General features: G+C 56.0%; 13 protein-coding genes and 6 pseudogenes. 10 read left to right on the top strand and 9 right to left on the bottom strand.

Translation table 11 applies throughout. The features are described 5' to 3' along the window. Positions 1-173 precede the first annotated feature (173 nt). Together FHT97_RS29600 and FHT97_RS29595 are read left to right on the top strand one after the other, a co-directional pair. Positions 174-1,545 (top strand): annotated as a pseudogene (locus FHT97_RS29600) (ISNCY family transposase). 359 nt (positions 1,546-1,904) lie between these two features. Continuing rightward, a pseudogene (locus FHT97_RS29595) lies at positions 1,905-2,663 on the top strand (ISNCY family transposase); the annotation flags it as partial. A gap of 165 nt (positions 2,664-2,828) precedes the next feature. Here FHT97_RS29595 and FHT97_RS29590 read toward each other — a convergent pair. Continuing rightward, positions 2,829-3,161, bottom strand: a pseudogene (locus FHT97_RS29590) (VOC family protein); the annotation flags it as partial. A 267-nt stretch (positions 3,162-3,428) separates the two neighbouring features. Between FHT97_RS29590 and FHT97_RS29585 the strand changes: the two are divergent. Next, complete coding sequence (locus tag FHT97_RS29585) at positions 3,429-4,001, top strand: response regulator (RefSeq protein WP_183759125.1); 573 nt, start codon at positions 3,429-3,431, stop codon at positions 3,999-4,001. 181 nt (positions 4,002-4,182) lie between these two features. Further along, a complete protein-coding gene (locus tag FHT97_RS29580; RefSeq protein WP_183865068.1) occupies positions 4,183-4,383 on the top strand; it encodes a hypothetical protein in 201 nt (66 codons plus the stop codon). A gap of 43 nt (positions 4,384-4,426) precedes the next feature. Here the strand turns inward: FHT97_RS29580 and FHT97_RS29575 are convergent, their stop codons facing one another. The 5 genes and pseudogenes from FHT97_RS29575 to FHT97_RS29555 all read right to left on the bottom strand — a co-directional run bounded on the left by FHT97_RS29575 (position 4,427) and on the right by FHT97_RS29555 (position 7,387). Then, entirely contained in the window at positions 4,427-4,984 is a 558-nt protein-coding gene (locus FHT97_RS29575) for a fasciclin domain-containing protein (protein WP_183865067.1), read from the bottom strand. A 151-nt stretch (positions 4,985-5,135) separates the two neighbouring features. Further along, positions 5,136-5,789 (bottom strand): ChrR family anti-sigma-E factor, encoded by a 654-nt coding sequence (locus FHT97_RS29570; RefSeq protein WP_183865066.1) that lies wholly within the window; start codon positions 5,787-5,789, stop codon positions 5,136-5,138. Then, on the bottom strand, positions 5,786-6,361 hold the full coding sequence (locus tag FHT97_RS29565; RefSeq protein ID WP_246712847.1) for a sigma-70 family RNA polymerase sigma factor: 576 nt from the start codon (positions 6,359-6,361) through the stop codon (positions 5,786-5,788). Before FHT97_RS29565 ends, FHT97_RS29570 begins: the two co-directional genes overlap by 4 nt. Positions 6,362-6,574: 213 nt before the next feature. Further along, positions 6,575-6,993 (bottom strand): annotated as a pseudogene (locus FHT97_RS29560) (DUF2177 family protein). Positions 6,994-7,021: 28 nt separating this feature from the next. Beyond that, entirely contained in the window at positions 7,022-7,387 is a 366-nt protein-coding gene (locus FHT97_RS29555) for a DUF2147 domain-containing protein (protein WP_183865071.1), read from the bottom strand. 162 nt (positions 7,388-7,549) lie between these two features. Here FHT97_RS29555 and FHT97_RS29550 point away from each other — a divergent pair. Further along, positions 7,550-7,723: pseudogene (locus FHT97_RS29550) on the top strand (hypothetical protein); the annotation flags it as partial. A gap of 825 nt (positions 7,724-8,548) precedes the next feature. Here FHT97_RS29550 and FHT97_RS29540 read toward each other — a convergent pair. Next, positions 8,549-9,157, bottom strand: a pseudogene (locus tag FHT97_RS29540) (Urease operon accessory protein). A 140-nt stretch (positions 9,158-9,297) separates the two neighbouring features. Between FHT97_RS29540 and folE the strand changes: the two are divergent. The 5 genes from folE to FHT97_RS30710 all read left to right on the top strand — a co-directional run bounded on the left by folE (position 9,298) and on the right by FHT97_RS30710 (position 13,738). After that, positions 9,298-9,906 (top strand): GTP cyclohydrolase I FolE, encoded by a 609-nt coding sequence (folE, locus tag FHT97_RS29535; protein ID WP_183759101.1) that lies wholly within the window; start codon positions 9,298-9,300, stop codon positions 9,904-9,906. After that, positions 9,907-10,677, top strand: a complete 771-nt coding sequence (locus FHT97_RS29530; protein WP_348649661.1) for a C factor — start codon at positions 9,907-9,909, stop codon at positions 10,675-10,677. It abuts the gene before it with no gap. A gap of 33 nt (positions 10,678-10,710) precedes the next feature. Then, positions 10,711-12,258 carry a cryptochrome/photolyase family protein gene (locus tag FHT97_RS29525; protein ID WP_183865064.1) on the top strand — a complete coding sequence of 516 codons (1,548 nt, stop codon included), beginning with the start codon at positions 10,711-10,713 and terminating at the stop codon, positions 12,256-12,258. A gap of 45 nt (positions 12,259-12,303) precedes the next feature. Next, the gene (locus FHT97_RS29520; RefSeq protein ID WP_210296826.1) at positions 12,304-12,486 is read left to right on the top strand and encodes a DUF2256 domain-containing protein; all 183 of its coding nucleotides are present in this window, start codon (positions 12,304-12,306) and stop codon (positions 12,484-12,486) included. A gap of 403 nt (positions 12,487-12,889) precedes the next feature. Beyond that, complete coding sequence (locus FHT97_RS30710; protein WP_210296817.1) at positions 12,890-13,738, top strand: FAD-binding domain-containing protein; 849 nt, start codon at positions 12,890-12,892, stop codon at positions 13,736-13,738. Between the two features lie 255 nt (positions 13,739-13,993). Here FHT97_RS30710 and FHT97_RS29510 read toward each other — a convergent pair whose 3' ends face one another. Together FHT97_RS29510 and FHT97_RS29505 are read right to left on the bottom strand one after the other, a co-directional pair. Beyond that, complete coding sequence (locus FHT97_RS29510) at positions 13,994-15,436, bottom strand: YncE family protein (protein ID WP_183865062.1); 1,443 nt, start codon at positions 15,434-15,436, stop codon at positions 13,994-13,996. A 74-nt stretch (positions 15,437-15,510) separates the two neighbouring features. Then, positions 15,511-15,900, bottom strand: coding sequence for a DUF305 domain-containing protein (locus tag FHT97_RS29505; protein ID WP_183865061.1), 390 nt, complete (start codon positions 15,898-15,900; stop codon positions 15,511-15,513). Positions 15,901-15,908: the final 8 nt, after the last annotated feature.

Below are 15,908 nucleotides of genomic sequence, written 5' to 3'. Positions count from 1 at the left end.
CGGCCGAAGTCTTCCGAAAGAAACTGCTCGCGCAGATCAGACATGCCGGCTAGCTTGATGAGCCACAAAAGTCGCGGTTCAGCATGAACTCACACCGCAAAGTTAGAATGTCCTGTTTCTGCAAAGTAGAAATGTCACTCTCTCCCCGGGTTTGATGACGGCGGAGATTGCGGATGGGACTGATTGCGATGAGCGAGCGTGATCTGCAGCGGATCGAGATTTTGTCGAAGGTGATCGCCGGCCGGATGACCCTGGTGTCAGCGGCGCATGTGCTTGACCTGAGCGAGCGTCAGGTGCATCGGCTGCTGGAGCGGATGCGGACTGGCGGCGCGGCATCGATCAGACACAAGGCGATCGGTCGGCCATCGAACAACCGGATCAGCGACGGTGTTCGCGATTACGCGGTGACGCTGGTTGGCGAACGCTATGCGGATTTTGGGCCGACCTTGGCAGCCGAGAAGCTCGCCGAACGCGATGGCTTGCGTGTGTCGCGCGAGACACTTCGAAGCTGGATGGCGGATGCCGGACTGTGGCTGTCGCGCAAGCAGCGCCGAACGTTTCATCAGCCGCGGCTACGACGCGAAGCCTATGGCGAGCTGGTGCAGATCGACGGGTCAGAGCATCGATGGTTCGAGGATCGCGGACCGCCGTGCTCGCTGCTGGTGTTCGTCGACGATGCGACCGGGAGGTTGATGCAGCTGCGCTTTGTGTTCCGAAAGCGCCTTCACCTACTTCGAGGCACTGGCGCTCTATCTCAAACGTCACGGCGCACCGATTGCCTTTTACTCGGACAAGCATTCGGTGTTCCGGGTGGCGAAGAAGGATGCCAAGGGTGGCCAGGGCATGACCCAGTTCGGGCGTGCGCTTTGCGAGCTAAATATTGAGATTCTTTGCGCAAATTCGAGTCAGGCCAAGGGCCGTGTCGAGCGGATGAACCGGACGCTGCAGGACCGCCTGGTCAAGGAGCTGCGGCTTTCTGGCATTGATACCATGGAGGCAGGCAATGCGTTCTTGCCGGACTTCGTGGAGGACTACAATACGCGATTTGCGATCATCCCTGCCCGCCCAGACGACCTGCACCGGCCGATGAATCTGGCGCCTGATCGGTTGACGGAGATCCTCTGCAAGCGTGAGCAGCGCTATGTCGGATCGCAGCTGACGTTCTCGTTCGAGCGCAAGCGGATCATGCTGGAGGAGACAGAGGTGACGCGTGGTTTGGTCGGTCGCTATGTCGAGACCTATGCCTATGCGGACGGTCGGCTGGATGTGCGTTGGAAAGGCTATTGCCTGCCCTACTCGGTGTTCGACAAGGATCAGCGGGTGACGCATGCGGCGATTACCGAGAACAAGCGGCTGGGTGAACTCCTAGCCTATATCAAGGAGCGTCAGGACCAGCAGGAACAGCCGGTCGTGAAGAGCAACAGTGACAAAAATGGCTATAAGCCGAGGGGTCGCAAGCCCGGAAGGCGCACGGATTACATGAACGATCCGGCGGTGATTGCGCGACGTGAGAAGGCTCTGTTGCGGCAGCAAGCTGCCGAGTGACGGGTCGATTGGATCGTCTCAAAGCTAAAGCCGAAGGGGTGTGTCCCACCCGCCCCCTCCCTTCCCTTGCAACCTGGCCCAGCCGGTCCGGTCGGGGGCTTGCCTCAGTGCAAGTGGACATGGTGAGTGTCGCATTTCTAAATGGCTGAAGACCCGCCCAAGGTGACATTTCTACTTTGCAAATCGGCGGACATTTCAACCTGGCCGCCACAATGGATGTAGGGGCTATTTAGTAATGCGACAGTTGGGCCAGTTAGAGATGCGACAGTCTCGCCTCTCGACGTGCTGGTCAATGCCAACGTTGGGAGCAAGGATGACGACCTCCAGTCTGGTCGAGACCATGAGCGGTCGGAGTCGTCATGTCCTTTATGATCACCATGTCGCAGAAAGAATTGCATCGCCTCGAAGTTATTCAGAAGATCCGTGATCAGCGCCTGAGCGTCGTTCAGGTCGCCGAGCTGCTCGGCCTCAGCCGAAGTCAGGTGCACCGGCTGCTGCAGGCCTATGACCGCTCCGGCGCGACCGGCCTAGTTTCGAAGAAGCGATCACGACCGAGCAATCGGCGCCACAGCGAGGAGTTTCGCAATGCGGCGCTGGATCTGATCCGCGAACGCTATCTGGATTTCGGCCCGACGCTGGCCCGCGAGAAGCTGATCGAACTGCATCACATCTCGGTGGCCAAGGAGACGTTACGTCAATGGATGACCGAGGCCAGCATCTGGATCTCGCGGCGCGAACGCAAGAAGCGGGTTTTTCAGCCGCGTGGCCGGCGGGATTGTCTCGGCGAACTCGTCCAGATCGACGGCTCGCATCACTGGTGGTTCGAGAACCGCGGTCCCAAATGCGCCCTGCTCGTCTACATCGATGACGCCATCGGCAAGCTCTTGCATCTGCGGTTTGCCGGATCGGAGAACACCTTCGACTACTTCCATGCGACGAAGGCCTATTTGCAGCAGTGGGGCAAGCCTCTGGCATTCTACAGCGACAAGCACGGTGTCTTCCGCCCAGTCCATGCTTCGGAGAAAGACCGGACGAGCGGCCTGACGCAGTTCGGCCGAGCCCTTTATGAGCTTAACATCGACATCATCTGCGCCAATACCCCACAGGCCAAGGGACGGCCCGCCCTATCTCCCGAAGACATGAGCCGTGGCGTTTCAGGGTGCTCGGCGCAATCATTCCAGATCTCGATGATGTCGTCGAACGGAAGTGCGCTTCAGCGGCGCTATCGAAGAGATCATGACCCACACATGCCGATCTATGGCGTCTTCGCAGTTGCAGTTAATTCGACTTTTACCTAGCAAGCGACACGTGTCATCAATATCATCCACGACAAACATAGAGCGCAGGTAGCCGAAGCCATTCACTGGGGCGTTGCGGTGATCTTCGACGACCGATGGGTTTAAGAAGCGGGAAAGCTCCAGCCGGCTATGACCATCCGGCGTGCGCATCATAGCGATCTCGATACGCTGATCGCCCAATCCGGTGATACGTCCAGCCCACTCTCCTTCGACCGTGGCCCGCCCCTCGAGTTCGAGACCAAGATCGTGAAAGAAATCAATCGTCGCTTCGAGATTCTCTACGACGATTCCTATATTGTCCATCCGCTTGAGTGCCATGTTTATACTCTCCAGTGCGCCGTTTGAATTTACGATCTGTCGCCTTGTCGTAGAAGGGCGCGCGTCTCCAAGGCGCCGCAGCACTGGACACTCGTCCTGACGGTCGCCGATCCCTCCGACCCAAGCGCTTCACGAGCGGTCTGCAAGACCGCGAGCAACCTGACGAAGTTCCGCAAGGCATATAGATCTGATCTGAACAAGAAAATCACCGTAGATAAGGGGCTAGCTTTGTTCGCTGCAGTCCCAAGGGGTCCCTAGGAGGAGGCAATGGAAGGAACACCCGACCAGCCCGATGTAGTAGATGGTGAGTCTACGGAACGCTTGAACGTGCTCTTGGTAGACGACGACAACGCTTTCGCGCATCGACTTGGCAAGGCCCTAGAAGATCGCGGTCTGAATGTCGAAATCTGCACGACGATTGAGAACGCGGGCTCTGTTATCAGGCTCGGCCACCTTGATATACTTATAACTGATCTACGCATCGGCGACGAGAACGGTCTTGAACTCGTGAAGCTTTGTAGGGAAGTTTCGCCCAACATCAAGTCGCTAGTCCTTACTGGCTATGGCCACGTCAGCGCTGTTGTTTCGGCGGTGAAACTCGGTGCGACCGAGTTCTTGAGCAAGCCCGCCGACGCAGACGAGATTTTGGAGATACTCGGACTAAGCCAGCCTGAAGAGCAAAGTGGCGGCCCTTGTCTAACGCCTGCCGAACAGGTTCGATGGGAACATATCAACAGGGTATTGGCTGAAAACGGGTACAACATTTCCATGACAGCGAGGTTGCTGAGATTGCACCGGCGGACTTTGCAGCGACTGTTGACCCGTGGCCAGCCGCGCTGATGATACAACATAAACACAGTTGATTTTGTTTTGATCCGCGGTTCGAGCACTCCGTAATAAGTCCGTTCCATGCAGAGCCCTAAAGCGATGGAACCGGCTCCACACCCCAGGAGCTGACGCGGATCGGCATCGGATCCGCAAGGGCCGGCCTCCGCCGGCCCTTTATTGGAGGAATTTATCAATGGACTACGAAGACGGCATGACAGTGTTTTACGATCCGGTATCAAAGACGGTAATCGTTGTCTTCCGCGGAGTAACTACGATACTGAAAGGACCCTTCGAGAGTGCACGCAGTGGCGTCTCCGCTGGTGAAGACCTGTGCACTAAACTCGGTTGGCGTTCGAACCGGCCGGATGTGGATGCTGACTTCAGTCAAACGTGAACATATAAAGTGCCGCGCCGAGTGTATCGGCCCGGCAGCCCAATCACATCTTGGGAAGCAGAACTTTATCGATCACGTGGATCACGCCGTTCGACTGCTTGACGTCAGCTATCGTCACCGTCGCCGTTCCTCCTGCCTCGTCAGTGAGCGTGATCTTGCCCATGTTCTCTTTAGCCTTCAAAACACAGCCGCCGACCGTCTTGATGTCATGTTCGCCGCCATCATCCTTGATCATCTTGGCGACGGTGCTGGCCAGCGCATCAGCGGCAACCACGTGGCAAGTCAGAATTTTGGTGAGCTTTTCTTTGTTTTCGGGCTTGAGTAGAGTCTCGACGGTTCCTTTCGGAAGCGCCTCAAAGGCTTCGTTGGTCGGAGCGAACACGGTAAGCGGCCCTTTCCCTTCAAGTGTGGAAACCAGGCCCGCAGCCTTGACGGCAGCGACGAGCGTCGTGTGATCCTTCGAATTCGCGGCGTTTTCGACGATGTTCTTGTCCTCGAACATCGCCGCTCCACCGACCTTAGGGTTGGCGGCATATGCAGCCAAGCAGCCTGTCATCATGCTGGCCAACGCGACTGCCGAAACTACCAGAAATTTCTTCATAATCTTCTCCTCTCAATGCCGGCCTCTTGGCTCGGTAGAGGTTCTACGAATAACCGCCGCTCCGGTTCAAAAACGAAGAAAGATCGTGCAAAGTGATCTGCACAAGAGGCTGTGAGCAGGTCTGCGATTGTTGGATCGATGATACTGACCGTCAAATCCCGAGGATTGGCTGTATCAACCGCAAAAACCTGCTCTTGAAGCGTAGCGGCGCCTCGGTCACGGCAAGACATATACAATCTTTGCCAGCATCAGCCTTAGGCTGATGCATCAAGCTGTCGTCGGCCATCTCGACATCGCCTCGCGCAAATGTCGAAACCTCGTCGCTGAAGCTCCCGTCAAGCACCAGCGTCAATTCCACGCCCCGGTGAGAATGCTCCGGGACCGGCTGACCGGCAGCAATCTTGAGCAGTCGCACTGTCGTTGTCTCGTCGCCGGTCGGTATCATCATTTGGGCAGCGCCGCGCCCGAGCCGGCGCCACCTTAGACCGCCCGCTGCGTCGATATAGGTCCTCAAAGGTTCCGGATATGTCCGATCCGAAGCGAAACGATTTTTGATTGGCACAACCTTGTCGATCTGGCCTGCATCGATTTTTGCTTTTAGACTTTGCCAGCTTTGCGAGACATCGGCATCATCAGCGGATTCACTGTCGATAAAATACCCCCCAACGCTTTCGAAGGTCGACAGCTCCGATCTGCATGCCGGGCACAAGGCAAGATGGGTCGCCACAGCAACGCTCCAGCCTTCAGCCAGGGTCCCGGCCGCATATTGCTGGAGCATGTCGCCGTCCAGATGATGTTTTATCATTTGGCTTCGTCCTGAAGCGCTGTACGAAGTTTCTCGCATGCAAGTCGTATCCTTGATTTCACCGTTCCAATTGGGAGGTTTAGTTTTTCTGCGATCGTCGAATGGGTGAGCCCTTCGAAAAACGACATGCGCAGCACTTCGGCATATCTCCCCTTCAAATTTGTCATTGCGCGGCGTAGCGCTGCAGCGCTTTGCTGACGCTCGATTAGCACGTCAGCGGCCTCAAACTCATCCGGGACGAACGCCGGATCGTTTGGATCGAAATCAGGCTTTATAGCTCTGCGAACAGAGTCTATCATCTGATTTCTGGCGATCGTGAATATCCAGGTCGACGCCTGCGCCCTAGACGGGTCGAAAAGCGCAGCCTTGTGCCAGACGCGCATCATCGTCTCCTGCGCCAACTCCTCTGCCAGTATCCGGTTTCCTCTCGTCATTTTCACCATGTAAGAGCGCACGCGCGGATAAAAGTGCCTATAGAGGAGTTCGAACGCGCCGATATCGCGCGAATCTACCACCGCGGCCATCAACACCCTGATCCGTTCTGCATCTAAGCTAACGGTTTCTTCCTCCAATTTACCGACCTTTCGCGCCCCGCCCGACGACGTCGGCCACACTTTCGCGTCGGCGCATGTGGCTCGAAGTACTCCGGTTCGAAGCGGCATCTGTATATTCATGGCGTAACCTACGCATCAGCGCGCTGCTGGATCAAAAAATGAATTCAGAAATTTGCCTCGAACTATCTGCTTGGGCTTGGATAACCCCGGCGCCGACGTCGCGTGCGAGCATCAAAGGCGCGCCACAGTGCCAAAGATCCGCTGCGTGACCCAAAACCCAACGCCTGATGCTGCCGCCGACAAGACCGTTCCCCAGATAAGGTCGGCGACCGTCAAGCCAGTCGACCAGTTTCTCAGGGTGGACTGGTTGGTCTGGTCATAGGTGGCATAAGCCATGAAACCGACGGCAGCGCCGTAGATGATTGCTGTCGCTATCGATCCTGAGATGTACCCTGTCCTGACAGCGAGGAGGTCAGCCCAGCGGCGTAGACCAGGTAGAAAGCCACTGCCGGCGCCAATCGGAACTGCGGCCCAAGCATCTCGCCCAACGTCGGTCGATAGAGACGGTCGGCCATGGTGCTCAGCCAGACAAAATCGATTGCGACGAAGGCGATCAGCGTTGCGGTGTAGGCGGTCAGGTAAGTTTTCATACGGGGCTCCCAGATGGATTTTTCGAGCTCAGTTTATGCGCGTCCATTCCACGCCCTTGCAGATCAAACCGGCGATGACACAGCCTTTCGTGGTCATCCTATCGCCATCGACTTTGACTGTAAGCTTGTAGATCAGGTCGCGTTGCGGGTCGAAAGCGGTGCCCGGGTAGCTGCCCTCGCTGTCTTCCGTGATGGACATAACCAGTTTGTCACCTACCTTCTCCTTCGGCGTGCCGGGCTTTATCCAAGTGTTGACCGCGCAGATATCAGCGCCGCACGACGCAATACGCACACGCGCATTTCCGCCTGCGCGCGCCCAGTTGCCGTTTATATCGGAGGCTTCAGCAGGGATGCCGCTCCAACAAGAAAAACGGGAATTGCCCAGGCAAACGATTTCGCTCTGTTCCTTCCGTTCGCTGTCGCGAGCCTGATGACCTTTATCGGGCTACGATACGCGGGGCTTTGGCGCCGATAAAGAGACATCAGAAACTGAAGTGCAAATTAACGATCCAGGGAGGTCTCAATGAAAAATCATCTCAGTAGCGTACGGCCGTTCATGCTCGCGCTTGCTGTCATTGCGTCGGCAACGTGCCTCGCACAGGCCGAACCCGATGGCGTGAAGGTCGAACCAGACCATTACCGCGGCACCTGGCTGGAGGCCGCCAGAAGACCCATGTATCTGACCTACGGCTGCGTCGCGGGCTACTCAACCTATAGGCCCGGCCCATCGAACGGCATTAAGAGGCATATCGACGTTGACATCGGCCCAAACGCCATTGGAATTAACAACAAGAGAAGCGGGCTCTGGACGAGCCGGTTTTGAGTGGTTGTTAGGCTATCCATCCAATAACTGGATCCGATACACGAGCGGCGGCGAAGAGCTCGGGAGGGTGAGAATTTCGCTTTATCATCAGCGTGAAACATGCGTGCATGCCAACCTCCCGCAAGGTTTCATGGTGGGAAAAGCTGGCGGGCAAGAGCGCCGCACTTTGTGGCGCCGGCGCAGTCGCAACGATCCAGTCGAACGGCCCCTCCACAAGTTCGCCGGAGTGTATAAGCCAGCGACCAGGCTCTCCGCCGATCTCTGCCACCCGGCAGTCAAGACGGATATCGAGGCCCTTCGCCATCGCTTTCGTCAAGGCGGTCATAGAGGGAACGGCAACATACCTTGTCGTGCTTGGAACCACGTGTCGCGCCGGACCACCTGCGGTCAACGACACCACATCGCCTGTCCAAGGCTTGACCAAACCCACCCCGCAAGCCTGCTCTATTTCCCTGCGAAAATCCTGATCCCGTACTGTGAACTATTGTGCGCCGTGATCGAACGAGACGTCGTCAATCCTGCGTGTCGCCATCCGACCGCCGACGCCTCTGCTTTTTTCGAAGACGATCACGTCTGCAATTTTCTGCAGTGACCTAACAATAGTCAGCCCCGCAATACCCGCCCCTATAACCCCAACTCGCAGCCGTTCCGCCATTCGAGTTACGCCTCCCATTTCTGCTGCTGCCTCGCGTCACCGTATTTGCTGCCGGTTCGCTCCGCAGACGTCAGGCTTCACAGCCTTCGCAATTGCCCTTGCGCGATCAGCCGATCGACGAAGCCGCGCTCGGCGTCGAACGGATGCCCATCCCATCCCTGATGCGAGAAGCCAGCGAGTAAAACCTGATCGCCAGACGCTGCAACCTCGCCGATCACTTAGGCTATAGTGATTAACCCAGAGCTCGGCACAATGTACGCGCCCGGCATGAGCCCTCGCAGCTCCAAATCCAGGAGATCATGATATCGGCGTGGAATCACCGCAAAGCTTTTGCCGGTGTTAGTGGCGAAGCTTGCAAAGCTCTCAGTATAATCGTCACAAAAATCGTTGAGCTCGGGATATTGTATCGCGAAGACCGGCATGAGTTCGGCAAACCTTGAAGTCTCGCGAACACACCAGATCTCCGCAGCACTTTTCTCGGCCGGGCTGTTGCGCCACTCCCCATTTCCAATCATTGCGGCAGCAGGACGGCCAGTATTGCAGACCGCGACGATATCCGTTCGACGGCCGCCCTCGCCGACCGAGCGACAGCCATTGAAGCGAACGACAAGATCACTGCCGTCAATTGCACGCGCTTCACCGCGCGAAAATGAACCGTTGCCAACTATCACGATTGTTCGCGCCATCTCTCTGCTCCACGGTAACTGCATGCTTACGAGGCAATCGCGAAACAGATCAAAAAATTGGAACCTAATGCGCTGGAAATTTGATCCGACCGATGGGTGGCGTCGTACCATCTGGGTTGTCATAACGAAGGACATTTCTAATGGACGCAACCGCCAACGATACCGACTTTCTAGCGGCCGCGGAAATACCAACTCAGGAGGAAGCCGAGGCCGCCGTGCGGACCTTGATCCGCTGGTCTGGCGACGACCCGTCCCGTGAAGGTCTCCTCGATACCCCGGCGCGTGTCGCCAAAGCTTATCGGGAACTTTTCGCCGGCTATGACACAGCGCCGGAAGACGTTTTGGCGAGGATCTTTTCCGATGTCGCCGGTTACGGCGACATGGTGGTCGTCAAGGACATCACATTCCATTCGCATTGCGAGCATCACATGGTGCCGTTTCATGGTGTTGCCCATATCGCGTATTTCCCTGATGGCGGCGTCCTTGGACTTTCAAAAATGGCACGAGTCGTGGACCTTTATGCCCGTCGGCTGCAGACGCAGGAAACAATGACGTCGCAGATTGCAAAAGCCCTCGACGAGAGCCTTCGACCAAAAGGCGTGGCCGTCATGATTGAAGCGGAGCACATGTGCATGGCGATGCGCGGCATTCAAAAGCAGGGTGCCAAAACCATAACTACGACATTCATGGGCCAGTTTGAAGGCTCTGCGCAGGATCAGTCGCGCTTCATGATGCTGGTGTGCGGCTGATTGTCCGAGCTGGAACCATCCGATTTGCAGGGAGTACGTTCAATGGCGGGGAAGCTGGTGACATCGTTAGACCCCGGATACTCGGCCCTCGGGTCCAGTGGCGGCATCGGCCATGCGATCGCCAATTGCTTGGAAGCCGATCCCAATTGTTCAAACACGGTTCAGGTTTTGCGCCGTGATGGTCAGCTTGACATCACTGACGAAGAATCCGTCCATCGCGCAGCCGATCGGTTTCAATCAACGTCGTTCGATTTGATTGTGTGCGCGACGGGAGCTCTCACCATAGATGATGCCGAGCCGGAGAAGTCGATCGGACAGATTTCGCAAAACCGCCATGATGAACCAGTTTGCCGTCAATGCCATTGGACCGGCATTGTTACTGAAGTACTTCGTTCCGTTGCTCGCCAGGAAGAAACGGGTGATCTTCGCATTCCTGTCGGCGCGCGTCGGGTCGATGGCGACAATCAGCTCGGCGGCTGGATTTCTTATCGATCCTCCAAGGCCGCGCTGAACCAGATCGTCCACACTGCCGCGATAGAAGTGTCCAGGGCAAATCCCGCATCGGTGGTCGTCGCAATGCATCCAGGCAGTGTTGCCACATCCCTGTCGGATGGATTTTCCTCCGGTCACGAAAGGTCGGAGCAAGACGACGCCGCGCGATCCGTTCTTCAGGCGCTTGACGCGCTAGAGCCCGCAAATACCGGCGGCTTCTTCGCATATGACGGGAGCTCAATCGTTTGGCATCAGACATCGCAAATGCTTCGCTGGTGACCAGAACCTGATTAGACCTTGCAAGAGGCTTCGTTGAAACGTGCTCGCAACCTGATCTTTGTACTTGGCGATCAGCTATCGCTCTCGCTGTCCAGCTTCGATGATGCTGACCCGAAGCACGACGTCATCGTTATGTGCGAGGTCATGGAGGAGGCCTCATATGTCCATCACCATAAACTGAAAATCGCGCTGATTTTCTCTGCGATGCGCCACTTCGCAGCAGAACTCCAGGATCGAGGCTTCTATGTCCGTTACACAAAGCTCGACGATCCCGACAATTCCGGTTCCTTCACCGGTGAACTCAAACGAGCTGTTGAGACTTTACGACCGCGACGTATTGTCATCACCGAGGGCTCCGAGTGGCGAGTCCTTGAGGAAATGGGAAAATGGCACGAAACCATCGGTGTCTCGGTCGAAATACGAACAGATGGCCGTTACCTCTGTTCGAAAGCCGAATTTCAAGATTGGGCACGGGACCGCCGATCCCTGACGATGGAATATTTCTACCGGGATATGCGGCGCCGGACCCGACTCCTAATGAGCGGAACCGACCCGGAAGGCGGCCGATGGAACTTCGACGCTGAAAACCGCAAGCCGGCGAAGCCCGATCTTCTTCGGCCGCGGCATCCACTCTACCGTCCCGATAAGACGACCACGGAGGTGCTTGGGCTTGTCGAACGGACATTTCCGAAAAATATGGGGTCGACCGCAAATTTTTCATTTGCGGTAACGCGCGCCGACGCCGAAGGGGCGGCGCGGACTTTTATGAAAGAGTTCCTGCCGAATTTCGGTGAGTCACAGGATGCGATGCTGAGTGAGGATCCCTTTCTCAATCACGCGCTCTTATCGTTTTACATCAATATCGGTCTGCTCGATCCTTTGAATCTTTGCCGTCAGGCGGAACGAGCCTACATCGAGGGCGACGCTCCACTCAACGCCGTGGAAGGTTTTATTCGGCAAATCATCGGATGGCGCGAGTTTATCCGTGGTATCTACTGGTTGAAGATGCCGGGATACGAAAAGAGCAACGTCTTCGAGGCGCACAGACCGCTTCCCGAGTTTTTTTGGACCGGCGATACCGACATGGCCTGTGTTTCGGATGTGATCACAAAGACGATCACCCACGCCTACGCCCATCATATCCAGCGCCTGATGGTGGTCGGCAATTTCTCGATGCTCGCGGGGCTCAATCCGTTTGAAGTGCATCAATGGTATCTCTCGGTTTATGCGGACGCCTTCGAATGGGTTGAGTTACCCAACGTCATCGGCATGAGCCAATTCGCCGATGGCGGCTTCATGGCGTCCAAGCCATATGCGGCCAGTGGTGCCTACATTTCCCGGATGTCTGATTACTGCAATGGCTGCCGATACAAGGTCGCCAAAAAGATCGGCGATGATGCCTGTCCTTTCAACTCGCTCTATTGGGACTTCATGGATCGTAATGCGGCGGGATTGTCTAAGAACCATCGCCTCTCACAGGTCTTGTCCACATGGCGGCGAATGGATGAGGACAAAAGGCACACCTACCGCCAGAGCGCTGCAGCTTTTCTAAAAAAGCTGGATAATCGAGAGCGTGTTTAATTTCTCCCGAAAGCGCAAAGGAAGGGCTGGCACCACGTGACGAAGATGGTCAAAAAATCCGATCTGCGGAGAAAAATCTGTTACGCCTGTGGGTTGCCTTTCGCTTGGCGACGAAAGTGGGCAAAGAACTGGGGCGATGTGAAGTTCTGTTCGGATCGCTGCCGGCGTTCGAAACGCGGCCAAAATTTGAGGAGTTTGTCTTCCTGTACCGGGGTAAGCGAGTGTTAGCCGCAAATCACCTGAGGGTTGAACCGCGCCCCGCCCGGCAGCGTAACAGCTCTAGTTCGAAATCTGAGACAAACATGCTAACCTTGAAAGAAACGCCACCTGAGCAAACAGAGTTTCGTAAGCCGCGATCACGCGCTGCAACGGCTGGAGGAATTCCTGCCTGCAGCGGGCTCGCAATACGCTCGATTGCGGAACTTCGATCGGGGCACCGGGCAGCATGTGCATGTTTCGCGGCTGTTGGCAGCACTGCGGCGTCGGGTCGTCTGTGAAGCCGAGGTGATCGCGGCAGTCGTGGCGCGGCACGGGATCGTCCAAGCTGAAAAATTCATCAGTGAGATTTTCTGGCGGACATACTGGAAGGGCTGGCCGGAGCAGCGGCCGGCGGTGTGGACGGGCTACATGAATGAGCTGGACAGAGCGCACGCTCGATCATGATTATGGTATGTGCCAGATGCATGACGCCGCCTGCGAGGGCCTCAGCGGAATTGACTGCTTCGATGCCTGGGTCGTGGAACTGAGAGACATCGGTTATCTTCACAACTGGGCGAGGATGCAATTCGCCTTGATCTGGACGTTTACGCTTGGTCTACCCTGGGAGCTGGGCGCCGCCTTCATGTTCAGCCATCTTGTCGATGTTAACCCGGCGTCCATCACCTTGTCCTGGCGCTGGGTCGCGGGACTGCACACGAAAGGCAAGGCCCATCTTGCCGATGCTGACCGCATCCGCGCTATGACCAACGGCCGGTTATCTCCCGAGGGTATCGCGCGGAAGGCAGTCATTCCAGCTGACGGCATCATCGTGCCACCACCCCCTCCGGTTCGAGATTTTACGCGCTCGGATAAAGCGCAAGCGGCCATGGTGCTGATAACCATCGAGGATCACTCGCTCGAAACACTGCCTGAAATGCATGAAATTGCGATCAAGGCGATTGCGGTTTTAACAGCTGAACATGAACGGGATCGTATGGCGCTGAACGATGCGCTGAGACGGGCAGCAAACACGTGGCCGCAGGCCGCTGTTCTGGGGTCACCGGAAGAGGACGGGTTTCGAACTGCAAAAGCGCTGGGTTGCGGTCAGGTGATTACAGGCTTTTCGCCTATCGGTCCAACAGCTCGAAGGCTCGATATGCTGGGGCAAACGGCTGCCGGCCGCGGAATGCTGTTGGCAGAACACTTGCGAAGCTGGGACCAAAAGGCATGGCCCTTTTGCGCAAAGGGTTCCATGCCCTCAAACAGCGCACTCCACTTTTGATCAGTAGAATGCTATTGCCAAGGTTTGCCATCATTGCGATCAACAAGCTCACGATTACGTACGCCAAGCGCCTAATCGTGGGGTGTTCAGGTGAATATGGGGAGCCGACCACGGGCGGTGGGGCACCGAGTCCAGCGGCGGACGCACGAATGATCCTCATCATTAGACGATTCCCGATAAGAGTTGTGCTTTTCTAACGGCGCTGATCCAACGCTAGGTAAAGGAAAGGCGATCGAGTCGAACACCCTCAATTGTCTACTTGGCAGACACTTGGACTTGCAGGACGCGTCCGGCGCGGCCATCAATTGAGGCCGCAATCACCAGGAAGCGTTTCTCGTCCTCAAGGTCAGGTTCCACGATCTGACGGATGGGCCCAACAGCATTGACGATAGCCGCGCCTGCGGGATTTGTCGTAAAAGATGCTAAGGCCTGCAATGTTCCTCCGCCGTTAGGGTCCGAAGAAAGCGCCAGAATGTAGGGTGTCTTTGGGTCAAGCCCGGTCACGGATGCCTGCAGGACTTGAGTAAGGCCCTGGTCAAAAAGGCTGACGCTTGTTTTGGCTTTATTTCCTACGTCGACTGAGACAAGCTCTAGATGCGCAGCCTCGCCGGCTTTGCCAAGGGCTGTCAGATTCTGCGTCCCATTTCCGACTGGGACTGCGTTCGGCACGTATATTACAGCCTGAGGCGCTTGTCCTATTGGGATGTTCGCGATGACCTTGTTGTCAGCGGTGTCTATCACAGCGAACTGATCTGCGTTTTCCAGACCAACGTAGACGCGACTTCCGTCACCAGACGGCCAGATGCCGTGGGGTAGGAAGCCAACCGGAATGGTTGCTACCAGCTCAAAATTGTCAGTGCGGTATACTTTCACCTCGTTGGCACCTCCAACCGTGACATAGGCGAATGTGCCATTTTTATTCACGACAATGTTGACATGATTGGTAATGGGCCCCGTATCAATTGTCTCGATCAAATTGAAAGGTGGCTGCGCGTTGAACACCTGGGTCTTTCCAATATCCTTCAAAGTAAACCAGACCTGCTTTCCATCTGGCGATGCAGCTATGTTTGGGCAGAACGGACTTGCCTGCTTGACGCGTCCCACGATTTGATAATTGGCAACGGTCACTATAACGGTCTCGGGATTGAAAGACGAACAGATGTAGCCGTACTTGCCGTCCGGCGAGAATATCTGCATCCCGGGACCCGGCGGCACCTTGATGCGTGTCCTTTCTTTAAAACTCGCGACGTCGATAACGGACACATAATCCTCGCCTCGAACGGTCACCCAGACTTCTTCGCCGTTAGGCGTGAAGAATGCCTCATGTGGAGACCGACCGACGTAAGTTGTGTGCTTCACCGCGTTGGTAGCGGTGTCGATGAACGATACGGAGTTCGAGCCAATAGAGACAACGGCCAAGGTCTTCTTATCAGGCGAGAAACCCATCCCGTGGACCAGGACTTGGCCTTTATAAAGCGGACTAAGATTACCGGGCTGCGGATCGCCCAGCTTGATCACTCCAAGAAGCTTGTTAGCAGAAGGGTCAACTACCGATACCGTGTTAGAAAATTGTTCAGCAGCGTAAGCCCGATCACGACTGCTGACCGCAATGTCAGGGTCGGAAGCTGCAAATGGGACTTGCCCGGCCCAAGAGCAAATTGGAGTAAGCGCGGCGAATACGATGATGGTTGACTTCATGCACATAAAAACCTCCCTGTCGCTTCCAAAGTTGCACACAAGCTGGTAAAATGCTCATGGCGAAACGTACTCAATCACCTCGCTCCGAGCGGGGGAGCCGGTGGCGGCACGTCTCCAACCGCCCTCTTCATCGAGACAATCTCTTGTCCCTGAGTAACTATGATTTCTTGAGCTAACCGCCTCAGCGGTTCATTCTTCCCGAACCGCAGATACACTAAAGCCATATCTATTGCGCCTTGATGATGTGGTGCCATCATTGCGACGAAGTCACGATCCACATCGCCCGTATGACGCACGGCCATCTGCGCCCTCATCTTTTCCATCGCAGCATTCGTTTCATCGAGCCAACCGTTGATCGCCACTGAGTCCTGAGTAGTGGGCTCCCTTTTATGGTGGTGCTCACCTGCAAAAGACCACGATGTCCACACCACGGTAGCTGCTAGGAATACTTTTGAATTTGACATATCGAGAT

Origin of the sequence: Rhizobium sp. BK399, assembly GCF_014194695.1 — a bacterium.
GTDB lineage: Bacteria > Pseudomonadota > Alphaproteobacteria > Rhizobiales > Rhizobiaceae > Rhizobium.
The sequence above is the reverse complement of the archived record's forward strand: the minus strand, read 5'-3'. Positions and strand labels throughout refer to the sequence as shown.